Annotated in this window: 13 protein-coding genes and 1 pseudogene; 7 read left to right on the top strand and 7 right to left on the bottom strand. The window is 38.3% G+C overall.

What is annotated here, in order from left to right:
* Positions 1–73 precede the first annotated feature (73 nt).
* Together NSQ71_RS18000 and NSQ71_RS18005 are read right to left on the bottom strand one after the other, a co-directional pair.
* Positions 74–1429 carry an MFS transporter gene (locus tag NSQ71_RS18000; protein ID WP_340734448.1) on the bottom strand — a complete coding sequence of 452 codons (1356 nt, stop codon included), beginning with the start codon at positions 1427–1429 and terminating at the stop codon, positions 74–76.
* Positions 1430–1541: 112 nt separating this feature from the next.
* Positions 1542–2420 (bottom strand): annotated as a pseudogene (locus NSQ71_RS18005) (IS982 family transposase).
* 722 nt (positions 2421–3142) lie between these two features.
* On the opposite strand from NSQ71_RS18005, the gene NSQ71_RS18010 reads away from it, so the two are divergent.
* The 3 genes from NSQ71_RS18010 to NSQ71_RS18020 all read left to right on the top strand — a co-directional run bounded on the left by NSQ71_RS18010 (position 3143) and on the right by NSQ71_RS18020 (position 7433).
* Positions 3143–4252: an IS4 family transposase gene (locus NSQ71_RS18010; protein WP_340734366.1), complete on the top strand. Its 1110-nt coding sequence runs from the start codon at positions 3143–3145 to the stop codon at positions 4250–4252.
* A gap of 243 nt (positions 4253–4495) precedes the next feature.
* A complete protein-coding gene (locus NSQ71_RS18015) occupies positions 4496–6067 on the top strand; it encodes a bifunctional metallophosphatase/5'-nucleotidase (protein WP_340734367.1) in 1572 nt (523 codons plus the stop codon).
* A gap of 163 nt (positions 6068–6230) precedes the next feature.
* Positions 6231–7433 carry a transposase gene (locus tag NSQ71_RS18020; protein ID WP_027725900.1) on the top strand — a complete coding sequence of 401 codons (1203 nt, stop codon included), beginning with the start codon at positions 6231–6233 and terminating at the stop codon, positions 7431–7433.
* 386 nt (positions 7434–7819) lie between these two features.
* On the opposite strand, the gene NSQ71_RS18025 is transcribed toward NSQ71_RS18020, so the two are convergent.
* From NSQ71_RS18025 to NSQ71_RS18040, 4 genes are all read right to left on the bottom strand, one after another.
* Positions 7820–8269, bottom strand: a complete 450-nt coding sequence (locus NSQ71_RS18025) for an SgcJ/EcaC family oxidoreductase (protein WP_063389118.1) — start codon at positions 8267–8269, stop codon at positions 7820–7822.
* 441 nt (positions 8270–8710) lie between these two features.
* Positions 8711–9256 carry a hypothetical protein gene (locus NSQ71_RS18030; protein WP_339210686.1) on the bottom strand — a complete coding sequence of 182 codons (546 nt, stop codon included), beginning with the start codon at positions 9254–9256 and terminating at the stop codon, positions 8711–8713.
* A 247-nt stretch (positions 9257–9503) separates the two neighbouring features.
* Positions 9504–10172, bottom strand: a complete 669-nt coding sequence (locus NSQ71_RS18035; protein WP_311066684.1) for a GNAT family N-acetyltransferase — start codon at positions 10170–10172, stop codon at positions 9504–9506.
* Complete coding sequence (locus NSQ71_RS18040; RefSeq protein WP_311066685.1) at positions 10138–11043, bottom strand: carbon-nitrogen hydrolase family protein; 906 nt, start codon at positions 11041–11043, stop codon at positions 10138–10140. Before NSQ71_RS18040 ends, NSQ71_RS18035 begins: the two co-directional genes overlap by 35 nt.
* 307 nt (positions 11044–11350) lie before the next feature.
* On the opposite strand from NSQ71_RS18040, the gene NSQ71_RS18045 reads away from it, so the two are divergent.
* The 4 genes from NSQ71_RS18045 to NSQ71_RS18060 all read left to right on the top strand — a co-directional run bounded on the left by NSQ71_RS18045 (position 11351) and on the right by NSQ71_RS18060 (position 15811).
* Positions 11351–12046 carry a response regulator transcription factor gene (locus NSQ71_RS18045; RefSeq protein WP_066251529.1) on the top strand — a complete coding sequence of 232 codons (696 nt, stop codon included), beginning with the start codon at positions 11351–11353 and terminating at the stop codon, positions 12044–12046.
* On the top strand, positions 12039–13043 hold the full coding sequence (locus NSQ71_RS18050; protein WP_063389122.1) for a sensor histidine kinase: 1005 nt from the start codon (positions 12039–12041) through the stop codon (positions 13041–13043). The genes NSQ71_RS18045 and NSQ71_RS18050 overlap by 8 nt, the downstream gene beginning before the upstream one ends.
* Positions 13044–13137: 94 nt before the next feature.
* Positions 13138–13899, top strand: coding sequence for an ABC transporter ATP-binding protein (locus NSQ71_RS18055; RefSeq protein ID WP_340734369.1), 762 nt, complete (start codon positions 13138–13140; stop codon positions 13897–13899).
* The gene (locus tag NSQ71_RS18060) at positions 13889–15811 is read left to right on the top strand and encodes an ABC transporter permease (RefSeq protein ID WP_063389124.1); all 1923 of its coding nucleotides are present in this window, start codon (positions 13889–13891) and stop codon (positions 15809–15811) included. Before NSQ71_RS18055 ends, NSQ71_RS18060 begins: the two co-directional genes overlap by 11 nt.
* A 240-nt stretch (positions 15812–16051) precedes the next feature.
* Here NSQ71_RS18060 and NSQ71_RS18065 read toward each other — a convergent pair whose 3' ends face one another.
* Positions 16052–16681: an NAD(P)-dependent oxidoreductase gene (locus tag NSQ71_RS18065; RefSeq protein ID WP_094244775.1), complete on the bottom strand. Its 630-nt coding sequence runs from the start codon at positions 16679–16681 to the stop codon at positions 16052–16054.
* Between the last annotated feature and the right edge of the window lie 174 nt (positions 16682–16855).

Below are 16855 nucleotides of genomic sequence, written 5' to 3' on the forward strand. Positions count from 1 at the left end.
AAGATGGAGCATGATATGGACATCTATGCTCCATTAAGATTTTTATATTTACTTGATAGCATGTGCATTCTAATCATGCTTTTTTTAGTTCCACACGTTTGATTTCACCAACAATAACAAGGTAGCTGAATATAGCTACTAGTGCATTCACTCCTACAAAGATAAGTGCTCCGTTGAAAGATCCAGTTCCTTCAACAATATAACCTATTATAATCGGTGTTGTAATTCCTGAAATATTGCCGAATGTATTGAATAAACCACCACTTAACCCCGCTAACTCCTTCGGCGAGGTATCGGACATTACAGCCCATCCTAATGCGCCAAATCCTTTTCCGAAAAAAGCAAGAGCCATTACAACAATAACAATCCAATTCATATCTACATAGTTAGCAATAATCAAACTCATAGACATAAACATCCCAAGAACGATAGGAACTTTTCTTGCTACTGTCAAAGAATAGCCTTTTCTTAGCAAATAGTCAGAGAAAATACCACCTAAAATTCCTCCTGCAAATCCACAAATTGCCGGAAGAGAGGCAACAAACCCTGCTTTAAGAATAGACATATGGCGTTCCTGAACTAAATATACTGGGAACCAAGTTGAAAAGAAGTAAGTAAGTGTATTAATACAGAATTGAGCTATATAAATCCCAATCATCATACGGTTTTTTAATAGTTGTTTCAGATAAACTAATTTTGGTTTTTCATCACTTTTGTTGCTATTCTTATTTTTGTCCATGTCAATTAGAGCTCCACCTTGCTCGATATATTCTAACTCTGCTTGGTTTACACGGGGATGATCTTTAGGATTGTGAATCACTTTCATCCAAACAAAAGACAAAATAATTCCTAAAACACCCATAAATGCGAAGTTATATGGCCAGCCAAAAGAACTTGTGATCCAACCTAAAATAGGTGCAAAAATAACTGTTGCAAAATACTGAGCGGAATTAAAGCAAGCGGCAGCTGTTCCGCGTTCTTGAGATGGAAACCAAGCCGCTACTATTCGACTGTTCGCAGGGAATGATGGTGCTTCAGATAGTCCCACAAGAAAACGCAAGACAAATAAAAGCACAACAGCAGCACCAGCACTAACAAAACCAACAAACCCTTGAAGCAAAGTGAAAAGTGACCAAAAAAAGATGCTAAAAGCATAGACAATTTTAGAACCATAGCGATCCAAAAACCATCCTCCAGGAATCTGCCCAATAACATAAGCCCAAGCAAAGGCCGAAAAAATATACCCCATTGAGACAGCGCTTAAGCCTAGTTCTTTCTGTATAGCTGATCCTGCTATAGAAATAGTTGAGCGATCAGCATAGTTGACAGAAGTGACTAAAAACAGCATGGCAACAATGAACCAGCGAACTTGGCTTCTTTTTGATTTTGTCTGTACGACGGCTTCTTTTTTTGTGTTTGTTTCTAACATATTTATTCCTCCTTCTTTTTTAGCATTAGTATTGTCAGCCATATCACGATGATTTGAACATTTAATAATTACAACATCTAACATTGAGGCTACCCGTGGTGCTAGTTGAACTTTAACGCTCAACTAGCCCAAGAATGACGAGTGAATAAGCTAGTAAAATGCCATCCAAAGCTGATTCAAATCCAGAAACAGAGTTGGCTCGAATCTCTCTGATCCGGTACTGATCAATGAGAACTGAAAACACGGTTTCCATGACTTTGCGCTTTCGTTTCATTCATCGTTTCCATGCTTTCGATTGATGGATTTTCTGTTTTTTCCGAACGGGCGTCCAAAAAGTGATCTTGTATTCATCATACAGTTTCTTTTGCAAGTCTTGGCTCACCTATCCTTTGTCACCAAATGTATACGGATGAGGAAGTTGGGCCATCACGGTTTCCGCAGCTGTCCGGTCGTGACAGGATGCTTCGGTGACGACATATCCCATCGGAAGCGCTTGGTCAGTGATCTGGAGATGAAGCTTAAACCCATAGTAAGCCATCTTTTTGGATGCACAATACCCGATATCTGCGATTCCTTAAAACCGTTTGACGCGATACATTCGTGCGTGGTGGCAGAGTTCAATAGGTAAGCTATCCACTACCGCATAAGCGTGATGTTGCCCACGTTTGGCTAGTTGATATCGTATCCATTTGACGGCAAAGCCAAGATTTCGACAACGACGGTTATATCGAGAGCGTTCAGGAAATAAATCTTTCGAAAATAAGTTTCCGATCACAAATCGGTGCCAAGCTCGTTCGGATGTAAAACCTAACAACTTTCCAAGAACATGGACGGCGATGATGACTTCATCTTCTTGCTTCAACAAATGGCGATTTCGGCGTTGTAAATACATCTGAATCAAAGACAATTGTCCAGATACAAAGAACAAAATCGCTACATATTGTTTTTGAATTTTCGCTCCGTCTGTTGTAAAGTGAAAGTGCTCTTGCATGTGACTTCTCCTTTTAAATGTTTGGTAGCACTTTCATTTTAAAGGAGATCCTTCATGCAAGGGCTATTTTTATGCTTGTTTGATTTTATCTAGCACCACGGGTATTGAGTCTATATTTTTCATTGCTTCGACTATTTCAATATATAATAACTACTAACTCTAGATAAGTTCTGTTTATTAATAGGGTCAGTAAATTGCTAATATTCAAACATTTTTCATACAGAACATGAAGTAATCGCTTACAAAAATCTTTTTGTTGGTTTATAAACGATATTTGTTGTATGCAATATGGATAATTAATCTTGATATTATGATCTAATTTACTTCTTCTCTATTTACACCTCCTCATTCACATTGATAAGTTAAATCACCAATTATAATTTAGGTAATAACGATTTTTAAATTTAAATTTGTCTTGTCTTAGGCCTCCCCTCTTTTTATTGTTTGTTTGTAAGTTTTTTATATTGTAAGACAAAATAAATATTTAGTCAATTTAGAAATTTAAAAACTCAACTTTCGCAGAGTAATATCTTATTGCAACTCTTGGTATGACTGTTTTATATCGTCTTTCATTATTTCTCTTGTTTTTTATTGATTTTATGTCACTAGCGTTGCATTAATTTAATTCGAAAATTCTGAATTGAAAAAAGTCCATAAAAAAATCCTTTATAATGGATGGTACAGGTGGTCCCTGTCCAAATCCAATATAAAGGATGAAGTCTATGGACAAGGATACACTATTTTCTTCATTTGGTAAATGGGGCACTCCTCTCAATTCTGTTAAATTTACACAAAGAATTGAAGAGATGAAACAAGATAAATATACGAAAAAATTAACCACAAAAGCGTATTTACTTTTGTTTTTGCATGCTCAACTTCAACAACGAGAAAGACCGCGCCCCATCGCCGATGATGCGTTACTGGATGATTTTCAGCGAGAATTAGGATTGACATCTATTAGTGCTTCACAACTTTCTCGAAAACATCGCCAAGTAAAACCCGAATTACTCGCAGAAATCTTTCTGGATTTAGTGAATCAAATCCGCCAGATGTCCACGAGTTCTTCCAGTCAGGTGAGTGGCTTAAAAATCGTGGATTCTACGACCATTTCACTGAATCTGAAAAAATATCAATGGGCTACGTTTCGCAAAACGAAGTCGGGAATTAAGGTTCATTTACGACTGGTGTTTGTCAATGAAGATACGGTTTATCCGGAAAAAATGGTCATGACCCCAGCAGGGAACAATGATCGAACACAAATGGAACAACTGATCGACGAAACAGATGCCATGTACGTGTTTGATCGTGGTTATGTAGACTACGAAAAGTTCGATTATTACTGTGATAAAGGCCTCTTTTTCGCTTCCCGTCTGAAAAAGAATGCCTATGTTCGATTTCTTGAATCGTTCTCTGTCCCATCCAATTCCTCTATTTTATCTGATTCGATGGTGGTCATTGGGACACCACAAAAACGAACGGAAAATGTCTTTCGATTAATCGAAACATTCGATTCGGACGGGAATCGAATTCGAATTATTACGAACCGATTCGACCTAGATCCAGAAGAACTTGGTCATATCTATCGTTCTCGATGGGCCATTGAACTATTTTTTAAGTGGATTAAGCAACGTTTAACACTCAAACATCTTTATGGAACGAGTCCAGAAGCTGTAGAAAATCAGGTTTACTTAGCTCTGATTTCTTACTGTTTACTCATTCTTATTCAACTTGAAATGAAATCGAAACATTCCCTCACCCAGATTTATCGTTGGCTTCGCGTTTTTCTTTGGAAACCAAGTACCGTGTGGGTGGAACGAATTCAACGGGAATGAGTTGAAAAAAGTCGGCGAAGCGCGGTAGCCATGTAACAACAAAACAAATACATTTATTACCAAATGGATAGTGATCACCTTTAGTTGGTTACTGCCTTGTTTTTCGTTTATCATAAAACATTTTATTCAGAAAATTCTGCATAAAATGTTTTTATTTTTTATGCAACGCTACTGCTTTTCATTCAATTATCTATTTTATTTTTACAACGATTTGTTATGATGAAAAAAAGAAGGAGGAAAATAATGGAGAAAGAAACTGCGATTCATCTGCTTGTAACCAGCGATCTTCACGGCTACATTTACCCGACCAATTACAGAGACAAAGAAGAACAAAATTTCGGACTGGCTAAAATAGCCACGATTATAAAAGAAAAAAGAAAAAAAGGCTATGTACTTTTACTTGATAATGGAGACTTGATTCAAGGAAGCCCGTTGACTTATTACCATGCAAAAAACAGGCCCGACAGTGAAAATCCGATGATTCAAGTTATGAATGATCTCCAATATGATGCATGCGTATTGGGAAATCATGAATTTAATTATGGACGAAGTTATTTACAAAAGGCGATTGATCAATCAGCTTTTCCTTGGCTGTCCGCTAATATCTTGAAGCAAACAACAGGAGAGCCCGCTTTTGGAACACCTTATCTCGTCAAGGTATTGGACGGAGTCAAAATTGCTGTACTTGGTATAACCACTCATTTCATCCCTAATTGGGAAGAGCCGCGAAATATTGAGGGACTTGTTTTCAAAGATGCATTGCAAACGGCTAAATTATGGGTGAGCGATATTCGCCAAAAAGAAAAACCAGATGTGATGATCGTCTCATATCATGGGGGATTTGAAAGAGATCTACAAACTGGAGAGCCTATAGAACAGCTGACAGGAGAAAACCAAGCATACCAAATGTGCCAAGAACTAGAGGGTGTTGATATTTTAATCACAGGCCATCAGCACCGCCCACTCGCAGATAAACTAAACGGCATCACAATCATTCAGCCAGGCCATAAGGGGCAATTTTTGGGTGAAGTGACGATGAAAGTTAGACAAAAGGCAAATGGAAACAGCCCCGCAATCGTTAGTCATTCCAACTTAATCAAAATTGATGAAAAAATGGAAGCGAATCAAGATGTTTTGGCATTGATATCCGATATTGAACAAGAAACGCAAAAATGGCTGGATCAGCCGATCGGAACCGTTATTGGTGACATGACCGTATCTGATCCATTGAAGACCCGATTACAAGACAATCCTTTTATAGAATTTATCAATAAGGTGCAAATGGAAACAGCCAAAGTTGATATTTCTGCCACTGCCTTATTCAATAATGACTTGCCTGGATTCAAACAACATGTTACAATGCGCGATATTGTTTCCAATTATATTTATCCGAACACATTAACTGTCATCCGCATCAGCGGCCAAGATATTAAAGATGCTTTAGAGCAAAGCGCCAAGTATTTTACGGTTCAAAACGGAACAATTTCTGTCAATCCCGCTTTCTTATATCCTAAACCGCAGCATTACAATTATGATATGTGGGAAGGAATTGAATACGAATTAAAAATCTCTAATCCAGTTGGCCAACGAGTTGTGAAGCTAAATTATCACGGCAGCCCATTGGAGCTTGACAAAGAATATGATGTCGTCATGAACAGCTACCGCGCAGGTGGAACAGGCAATTTTGATATGTTTAAAGAAAAACCGATCGTTAAAAATATCCCCATCGACATGACCGAACTCATTGCCAACTACATATTAGAGCACAAAACTATCATCGCAGCTTGCAATCATAATTGGAGGGTAGTTTTATAGTAGTAAAAGCATTTTCCGATTTGCCCGCTTTTTATTTGAGCATTTTGCACATTTTTCAACCCAAGAGCCATAAGGTTTTCTAAAGCATAAAAAAGGACTTCACCCCTTATTTGTAGAATTTTGAAGTGACCAAACCACAAAAATCCACAAGGAGGAAGTCACTTTGTATATTCTACAAGAAAGTCTATTTTCCTTTGAAGAATTGCAAATTTTAGAGTCAAAAGAGAAATTACCGATCTTTTTTAGTGCTCTAGATTTGCGTCCTTATGCTAAACAATTGAAAAGTTCTTCACCCCAAGGGGCTGAAGGACATTCCAAAGAAGGGATATTAAGGGCTCTTATCGCTGCCCCATTAGAAGGTATTGATACTTTTACTTCTCTTCACAATCGATTGAAAAATGACCTGCGTTTTCGTTACCAATGTGGTTTAGATATTAGCAGGCCTGCACCATCCATCTCTACTCTTAGCCGAGTATTTTCTTCACTAACCAAAACTGGACTCGTGAAAAGAATCTTTCAAGATCTCGTCCAGTTAGCTCAAGAGGAAGGAGTAATTGATGGAAAACATCAGGCTATCGACAGTGCCGCCATTGATGCTTACGAAAAGAAGCAGCCTAAGAAGCGAAGTGAACAAACAGGCAACGCCAATTGGGGGGCAAAGTTTGATTCCTTCGGTAATAAAATTACTTGGTTTGGCTATAAGATGCATCTTTCCGTTGACACCAAAAGTGAATTACCAATGGCGATTGAAGTAACCCCTGCTCATATCAACGATGGGGATGTCGCACCACAATTAATTGAACAAGTAAAGAGTTGTACAAACTCTAAAATTGATTTCCTGATAATGGATGGTGGGTACGACCAGCTTAAAAACTACGAATCCGCCAAGAACATCGGGGCTCAAGCTATTATTCCACTCAATTTGCGTAATGAAAAGGAGCCTCCCGAAGGAATTGCCTCCAATGGAACCCCACGCTGTTCTATGGGGTACGAAATGACTTATTGGGGAGCCAATAAGGACCAGCTCAAATTCAGATGTCCACACGCAACCGGAAAAGTGGATTGCCCATTAGGAATGGCAGCCTGTTCATCTTCCAACTATGGAATGGTAGTAAAAATTAACGTGAATAAGGATCTTCGCCGGTACTCTAATCCACACCGCGATTCCAAACGTTGGAAAGAACTTTACAATGAGCGAACCAGTGTAGAACGGTGCAATTCAAGAATGAAAAGTTATCTTACAGCGAACTCCCTGCATGTGTGGGGAATCGATAAAGTAAAAACTCATATTTACTTGAACGCCATCGTATTACTGGTTTCAGCTCTCGCAATGGCAAAAGAGAGTAAAAAGCAACAAACCGCTTAAAAAATTTTTAAAGCGAAAAATTCTGCAAGTATGCCCAAAAAAGGACAAACAGAATATTTGTAAACCAAAGATACAAAATACCCCAATTTATTTGGGTTTCTTTTAAAACTCTTTTTAATAAAAATCTAATTTTGCAAAATGCTCATTTAAAACAAATGCCACTAATAGGTATCAAAGTATACTTGTCCAAATATCACAAAGGCTTACAGCAACAAAAAGTCATTAATAACAAATTTGATATCAACGATGATTATATAAAAATGATTTTTTCGTTATGAAAATGTGAAGCGTTTTATTCGCACACATCAAAAAAGAAGATTTAGGATTTTCCTAATCTTCTTTTTGCATGAAAGTATATTTCACCATTCCCCTGAACAGGACATGGATTATTTAAGCAGCTGTCTTAACTCTTCGGTCATTTGTTCAACCAATTCAGGTCTGCCATGAAACTGAGCTGGAGTATTTTGAAAAAGTTGAATACGCCAAATTCCTTCCGTTTTCACTGCAACAAGTGTATGATGAGTGTTCACATCAGGATTTAAATCGGACTGGCCGTGAGGAACCATACCGGCAATCGCTCGTAAAATAGCGATATCAGGAGCTAGAAACCGGACATTTTTCACTTTGCTGACAAATTTAGCTGTCTGGTGGTGTTCAAAGACGGACTGGAGATGTGCGAATATTTCATCGCGTCCAATCGACTGACTGCCATCGAAACCAATGCTTTCGCCATCCTTAGTAAACAGATCCGTCATTCCGCTAGCAGTTCGATTGTTCCACGCATTAATTAGTTGCTGGTACAGCTCTTGAACTTCATTTATTTGAGAATTTTCCATCGTTTATCACTCCGAAATGTAATTCTTTGTTCTATGATAGCCAATCAACTGAAAAATTTTTTTTATAAAATGTTGCCGATTTAATATTTACGTGCAGTTTTTTCTTTTGAAACCTCTGCTTTGAAACGCTGAGACGAATGATCAAAAGCATTTTTTATAGAAGCTTGACAGCGTATAATACTTCAAAATGAAAATTTTCTTCTTTTTTCACTTCAAACGGCATTTATTTGATGTGCAATCACTTTAAAAGGGCATTATTTTTCCTTCTGTTATTGTAAGAATATGTTTGTTCTTCAATTAATCTGTTGGAAATGAATGCCTGCGACAGTCTGCAAATACCTTCCGATCCTCTAAAGCCACTACATAATCAGCAAACAATCATTCTTGCAATCATATTGCCATTCATTTACTGGGAGTGTTGCTACTGACGGCTCTTTTTTTCTATTTCCATACTGCTGCATATTTTTTTTGATATTTCGGATCTTCTTCCTTTTCAATTAAATCGAAGGCAAGCTGCTTGATCGCTTCATCCTGCACTTTATCATACAAGTTTCGCAGCCCTTGAATAATATCGAACCGAATAAGTGTCGCATGTTTTTCGTCAACACAGTTGTCAAACCGAGCTGCCAAATGACGGATAACCATCTCTTTTTGCTTTTCCCCAGCTAAACCAATCCTCCAAATAGCCTGCAAACTATGTCTGGCAGTTACAAACTTTTTATCATAGGTTACTTCCAAAACTTGAGGAAAATCCTCCAACATTCGCTGTTCGGGATCGCTGATCGCTAAGCGGCTTAAAAACTGAGCAGCACGCGAGCGCTTATGAGGGTCTTTACTTGTCAGCTCTTCCTTCAGCTGATCCCATACTTCATACGCCCAATCGACTTTTTCTTCAGTGATCTTCATAATGCTGCTGTACGCTTCGTACTGCGCATTTTTATCACTTGACTGCAATTCCGCAAAATAATGCCTCGTTCGTTCATCCACTATTTATCGCCCCAGTCATGCCTTATTATGCTTGATTTTACCTTAGGCAAAAGTGAATAGGCAATGGCTGCAATATGTAAATGCCGAACGATCATATCGGAAGTACAGATCCAAAAAGCCGAAGTTTGATATGGAAACTGGCTCATATTCCATGTGAATGCAAGTTTAAAATATTAGCAGAGAGCGAGCATGAAAAAAAGCCGCTGTATCACCAATAATTGGCGTTCAAGCAGCTTTTTTCAATTACTTATTTAAACGGATTTTTCCATTCCATTAGAACAGCATAGTTACGGGATTCCTCATCCTCCAAATAATTAGCCACAATTCCAAGAGGCGTCCGTCCGCAACGGAGAAGGAATGAAATAACCGGGTCTTTTAAATTTCCGCTGACGACAGCATCGACATATTGTTCAGCTGACATCTCATCCGCATATTTATAATATCCCGGCATTCTGCCGCCGCCGAGCAAGCGATCCAATCCTTTATGGACAACTACTTCGTACATTGATTGCATAAGCCATTTTCCTAAATCCAGCTTTCTGTGGGACGGACGGATGCAAATATCCACAACATATAAAGTGTTGCCATTCGGATCATGGTTACGGATATAGCCGTTGTCCGTTATCTCTTCCCAAGTATGATCAGGATGGGCGGGATCAAAATTCACGATTAAAGATGTCATCGATCCTGCTAACGTTCCTTCTACCTCAACACATAAAGCGCCTTCCTGAAACAATGTCACGTGATTCGTTAATTGCTCTTTATTCCACCAAAGTTCTGATGGAAAAGGCGGCGGAAAGCTTTCCTTTTGAATTTCAATTAATTCATCAAAATCTGCTTCATTATAATTCCTTATCACCACTTCGACATTGCGGCCTTGATTATTCAGATAAAATCTCTTTCTGTAGCGGCTCATCTCCATTCCCCTTTCGTCCATGAACACTTAAATCAGGATATAAATCAAAGCGGCGGTCTCTCCAAGTGGTGACAGATCCGTTTTCTCTCACTTTGTATAAGAGAGATAAATCAAGATCCGCCGTAATAATCATATCGTGGTTTATTTCCCCCTCCATCAAAATCCCGTTTTTCGGAAATGGGACGTCGTTCGGAGTAATGACCGCTGCCTGGCCGAAATTTGCCCTCATAAAATCAACGGTAGGAAGCGAACCTACTGTCCCTGTTGTCACCACATAGATTTGATTTTCAATCGTTCTGGCGTGGCTTGTATACCGCACTCGTTGAAATCCGTGGCGGTCATCTGTACAAGACGGACAGAACACAACGTCAGCTCCCATTCCTCGTACAATTCGAACGATTTCTGGAAATTCGATATCATAACAAGTCAACATGGCAATTTTTCCTTTTTCGGTCTCAAATATTTGAACCGTTTCTCCGGGAGTCAGATGCCATTCTTTCACTTCCGTCGGCGTCAAGTGAAGCTTCGCTTGTTCAGCTATCCGGCCATCGGGATAAAATAAATGGGCTGTATTATACAATCGTCCCTCTTTTTCGATAATATGAGTGCCTCCAATAATATGCATGCCCGTTTCTTTAGCAAGCGATGTAAATAGTGAATAATATCGGTCCGTATAATGAGGTAAATTTTGAATCGTCTGCTTTTGATTCGGAATGGACAGCAATTGAGTCGTAAAAAATTCAGGAAAAAGAACAAAATCAGCATCAAACTCTTCTGCGGTTTTCACATAATGCGTTACTTGGTTTGCAAAATCTTCAAAGCTTTCGATGGAATGAAGATGATATTGAACAGCAGATACACGTATTTTCATGTAGCCTCTTTCCCTTCATCATAATCTGTTCCCCGCTTATTACTGAACAAAGTATAACATAAAACCAGTTTATTTTAATTTGCTAAATACAGTATAATAATTATGCAAAAATAGTGAACGAAAATGAATTATCACGTGATATTACAATCTTCAGAAGACCGAAAAACTTTTGAACAGCCACACATTCAAAATGTGTTCTGGAAATTATAGAAAACATCGAAAAAAACGAACCGCTGTTCTTTTAATCGACAGCGCTATGGAATAGCGAAACGTTTAAAAAGATCAGAGGAAAAGTGTGGTGAAAGCATTGTTTAAAATTTTGCTGATTGAGGATGACACCACCCTGTTTCATGAAATAAAAGAACGGTTATTACAATGGTCTTATGATGTATACGGCATTACTGACTTTGGAAAAGTGATTGAAGAATTTACAGCCATCAAGCCTGATTTGGTCATCATTGATATTCAGCTGCCAAAGTTTGATGGATTTCATTGGTGCCGAATGATCCGCTCCCATTCCAACGTTCCGATTATTTTTTTATCATCGCGGGATCACCCGACCGATATGGTGATGTCAATGCAGCTTGGAGCGGATGATTTTATACAAAAACCGTTTCATTTCGAGGTGCTTATCGCAAAAATACAAGCAATTCTCCGCCGAGTATACAACTATAATACAGAACGAATGAAGCTGAAGGCATGGTGCGGGGCGACGGTCGATTATGAGAACAATACGGTCACAAATGATAAAGGAACAATTGAACTAACTAAAAATGAACTATTGATATTAAAGCATTTGCTTGAGAAGAAAAACAAAATCGTCAGCCGGACAGAATTAATCAAAAGCCTGTGGGAGGATGAGCGCTTTGTCAGCGATAATACCTTAACGGTCAATGTCAATCGTTTGCGAAAAAAATTGGATGAGCTCGGGTTGGGACGCTTTATTGAAACGAAAGTCGGCCAAGGCTACATGGCAAAGGAAGAGGCAGCCGTATATGATTAAAAAATATATTATTGAAAGAAAGAGCTGGATCCTTCTCTTTTTATTCATGCAGCTGTTTATCCTTTTTATTTCTTATCTTGATTCAACCATTTCATTAAAGTCCGTTCTCTATATTGTCTTTTTATTGATGATTATTTTTTTCATTTTTGTCATCATCCGCTACAATAAAGAAACAAAGTTTTATAAAAGCTTGGAAGGATGGGAAAACAGCCTTGATTTAACAAGTATAGCGAATGCTGAAAGCCCTTTTGAAAAAATGATTGAACAGCGGATAATAAACCAAACGAAGCTTTTGAAACAAGAGGCTTCGCAAAATCGAATTGCGCTCGAGCAGGAAAAAGATGAATTGCTGTCATGGATTCATGAAGTTAAAACACCGCTGACAGCGATGCATTTAATCATTGAACGATTAGATGATGAAGTTATCAAAGCACAATTGACATATGAATGGCTGCGCATTCATCTGCTGCTTGACCAGCAGCTTCATCAAAAACGGATTCCTTTCATGGAAAATGATTTATATATTGAAAATGTTGCACTGGAACCACTCATTTTCAAAGAGATAAAAGCTTTGCAATCATGGTGTATGCAAAAAGGAATTGGGTTTGAGGTCGAGCTAGAGGCTGCCGAAGTGCTAAGCGATGCGAAATGGCTCGCCTTTATCATGAGACAGCTGTTAACAAATGCGGTAAAATACAGCGATTCATCCGATATCATCATTCAAAGCTATCGGCAAAATGATCAAACAATGATCAAAGTGAAGGATTTTGGCCGTGGCATTGACCCGAAGGATCTGCCGCGCATTTTTGACAAAGGCTTCACATCCACGACCGCACATCAGGACAATGCCTCAACAGGCATGGGATTATACTTGGCGAAAAAAGCCGCCGAAACATTGCTGATAGATATTAAAGTAGAGTCAAAGCTTGGAGAAGGAACGACTGTTACCTTAACCTTTCCAAAGAAAAATGAATTTGTCCGCATTACAAGCATGTGACAATTTTGTCACATGCTTTTTCATTTTGTTCGCTGAATCGAAGGAAAAATACAAGAAGGACGATTATGATAAAAATATCAAGGAGGGACGCGATATGTATATTTTAGAGGCAACAAAAATTTACAAAAGCTATGGAAACAAATTTAATAAACAAGAAGTGTTAAAGGGATTGGACATTCGTGTCGAAAAGGGAGAATTCGTCAGCATCATGGGGGCATCCGGCTCAGGGAAAACAACATTGCTCAATGTTCTATCCTCAATTGATCAAGTCAGCCAAGGAACGATCAAAATAGAAGGAAAAGACATTGTAAGCATGAAAGAAAAACAACTGGCTGAATTCCGCAAAAGACATTTAGGATTCATCTTTCAAGAATACAATTTGCTCGATACACTAACAGTGAAAGAAAACGTCCTGCTGCCTTTATCCATTACAAAAACAGCAAAAAAAGACGCGGAGCAAAAATTTAATGAACTAGCGACAGAACTAGGAATTTATGAGATCAAAGACAAATATCCGAATGAAATTTCCGGCGGCCAAAAACAGCGCACTTCAGCAGCAAGGGCATTTATTCATGAGCCGAGCATTATTTTCGCCGACGAACCAACAGGCGCCCTTGATTCAAAGTCGGCATCTGATCTATTAAACAAGCTGCAAAAATTAAATCAAAAACGAAAAGCCACCATTGTTATGGTCACCCACGATCCGGTTGCAGCAAGCTTCTCAAGCAGGGTCTTTTTTATAAAAGACGGACAAATTTATACCCAATTAATAAAAGGGGAAGAAACAAGACAAACGTTCTTTCAGCATATTATGAAAACCCAAGGGGTATTAGGCGGGGTGCAAAATGAGCATTAATCAGCTGATTTTCCGTAATTTGAAAAAAAATCTGAAAAACTACTATTTATATGTATTTGCCTTAATGTTTACAGTAGCCCTTTATTTCGCGTTTGTCACATTGCAATATGATCCGTCAATGGATGCAACAAAAGGCTCGATTAAAGGGGCTGCTGCCATTCGAACTGCATCCGTATTATTGATTGTCATTGTGACTGTCTTTCTCTTGTATGCCAATAACATCTTCATTAAACGGCGCAGTAAAGAAATTGGCTTGCTTCAATTAATCGGCATGACAAAAGGGAAAATATTCCGCATTCTTACGGCTGAGAATTTTATCATTTATTTCAGCTCATTATTCATTGGAGTCTTTATTGGATTTTCCAGCTCCAAATTATTCATTATGATTTTGTTTAAAATTACCGGTGTCAATGCCATTGCAACGCTTACTTTTTCACCTAATGCTTTGATCCAAACAGTGATCGTTTTTAGTGCGATTTATCTTTGTATCATGCTGTTGAATTACGTATTTATTAAAAAGCAGAACATTTTATCTTTATTTAAAGTTGCTTCCACTACAGAAGTAAAAAAAGTATCCCTGTTGGAAATGATTATCGGGATTCTCGGCATATTCTTCATCATTATAGGCTACTATATTTCGTCTAAGTTATTTGGCGGCGATTTTACTACGATGAATGAGCTATTCCTTGCGATGATCTTTATACTAGGATCTGTCATTATCGGAACCTATTTATTTTATAAAGGGTCTGTCAGCTTTATTTTTTATCTCATTAGAAAAAAGAAGGATGGTTATTTAAATATTCATGAGGTACTATCTCTTTCATCGATTATGTTCCGAATGAAGTCAAATGCTTTATTATTAACGATCATTACAACCGTCTCTGCTCTTGCCATCGGATTGTTATCTTTAAGTTATATTTCCTACTATTCATCGGAAAAATCCGCTGAAAATTATGTCGCCGCCGATTTTGCTCTGACGAATGCGGAAGATGCAAAGCATTTTAAAGAAGCATTACATGCGCATCACATTCCATACAGTGAAAAAATGATTGATGTGATCCACGCAAACATCAATATGGAAAAAATATTAGATACAAAGCTGAAGGAATTGAAAGTTGACCCGGCATCCATGCCTCTCCCAATCATTAGTGACGACGATGTAGAAAAGATCAATCTGTCTCCAGATGAAACTCTTTTTGCAGGGTATAACGATATGATGCAGAAGTTTATGCCGCTGAAAAGTTCCGGTCAAATCGAATTAAAAGGCCGGCACGAAGTCATACCGCAAAAATATTTAGGTTTACAAAAGGAATACTACATTTCCTATTTTTTCACAAGCGGCGGCCTGCCTGTTGCCATTGTCGACGCAACGATATTTGACCGTTTACAAAAGGACATGGACATGAAACCGTCTGTTCATATAGGAATTGATATTCAAGATGAAGCTAAAATACAGGAAGCTGATGAAATCTTTCAAAAAATGACGTTTAGCGGCAATCATGATTCACGGCTCGCCATGAGCAGCAATCAAAAACGATCTATGGGGCTCAGCATGTTTATTGTCGGCTTTTTAGGTTTAACTTTTCTGATTACATCCGGCTGCATTCTTTATTTCAAACAAATGGATGAGAGCGAAGATGAAAAGCTAAATTATACCATTTTAAGAAAACTCGGCTTCACACAAGGCGACTTGCTCAAAGGAGTTCAAGCCAAACAAGCTTTTAATTTTGGGATTCCTTTGATCATCGGACTTTTCCACAGCTACTTTGCCGTTCAATCAGGATGGTTTTTATTCGGCACAGAGCTCTGGACGCCAATGATTCTCGTCATGCTGCTATATACAGCTTTGTATTCGATTTTCGGCTTTCTCTCCGTACTTTATTATAAAAAAGTAATAAAAGCGGCTCTTTAATATTAAGGAACTGTCCAAAAAGTCAGTATAAGTTGACTTTTGGGAACCCCCTCTTTATTTTTAAAAAAACCGCCCGTGTGAAAAACGGGTAGTTTGTTCAACTTTATAGAAAAATATAAGCCTCAGCTCCCCACAGGGTGTCTGAGGCTTATATTTCATTATATGAATAACCCCCGAAATCCTCCCAAATCTCAAGCCGTAAAAAAATAAGAAAATCTGCACCGCTCGGCAATCAAGCTTTTATTTGGATACGACGGAAAAACGTTTATTAATGTGCTTACGGTTTTCAATTTCATCTACAAGTGCTATCGCATAGTCTCTATAACTGATGTAGCTTTGACCTTCAGAGTTGACAGCAAGCACATCGCCTGAAACTTTATATTCACCTGTGCGCGGACCTTGCGGATCAAAAAATGCAGCTGGGCTAATATAAGTCCATTGAATCCCTTCAGAGTTTTCAAGATCTTGCAAATTTTGAGCTGAGCTTTTCGCTACCGGCAAATATTCTTTCGGAAAATCCGGTGTGTCAAAGAGGCGGGTTGTTTTCGCTTCATCGACAAACAGGCTGCCCGCTCCGCCTACAACAATAAGCCGCGTATTAGGCGCTCCTTTCAAGGCATTGATTAATACTTTTCCTGCCTCCACATGTTTATGCTCTTCACCAGGTGCAGTGCCAAATGCATTTACAACAACATCAAAATCTTTTATATCCTCTGATGTAATATCGAAAATATCCTTTTCAACAGCTGGTACATCAGTCACTTTAGAAGCATTGCGGACAATAGCCGTAACATCATGTCCTCGTTCCTTTGCTTCCTTTACTATTAAACTTCCTGCTTTTCCCGTTGCACCAATAACGGCAATTTTCATAAACAATTTCTCTCCCTTTATGTAACTAATTCAGTTACAAATTATATGTAACTATTATAGTTACAAATATAAATCTCTGTCAACTTATTGATTGAAGCTTTCATCCGGAAATCATTGCCTGCCAACCTGTTTGACAAAATTTCAAATTTGTCACTAAAATAGTGACAAATGGTG

This window comes from Aeribacillus sp. FSL M8-0235 (assembly GCF_038000355.1).
Classification (GTDB): domain Bacteria; phylum Bacillota; class Bacilli; order Bacillales; family Aeribacillaceae; genus Aeribacillus; species Aeribacillus composti.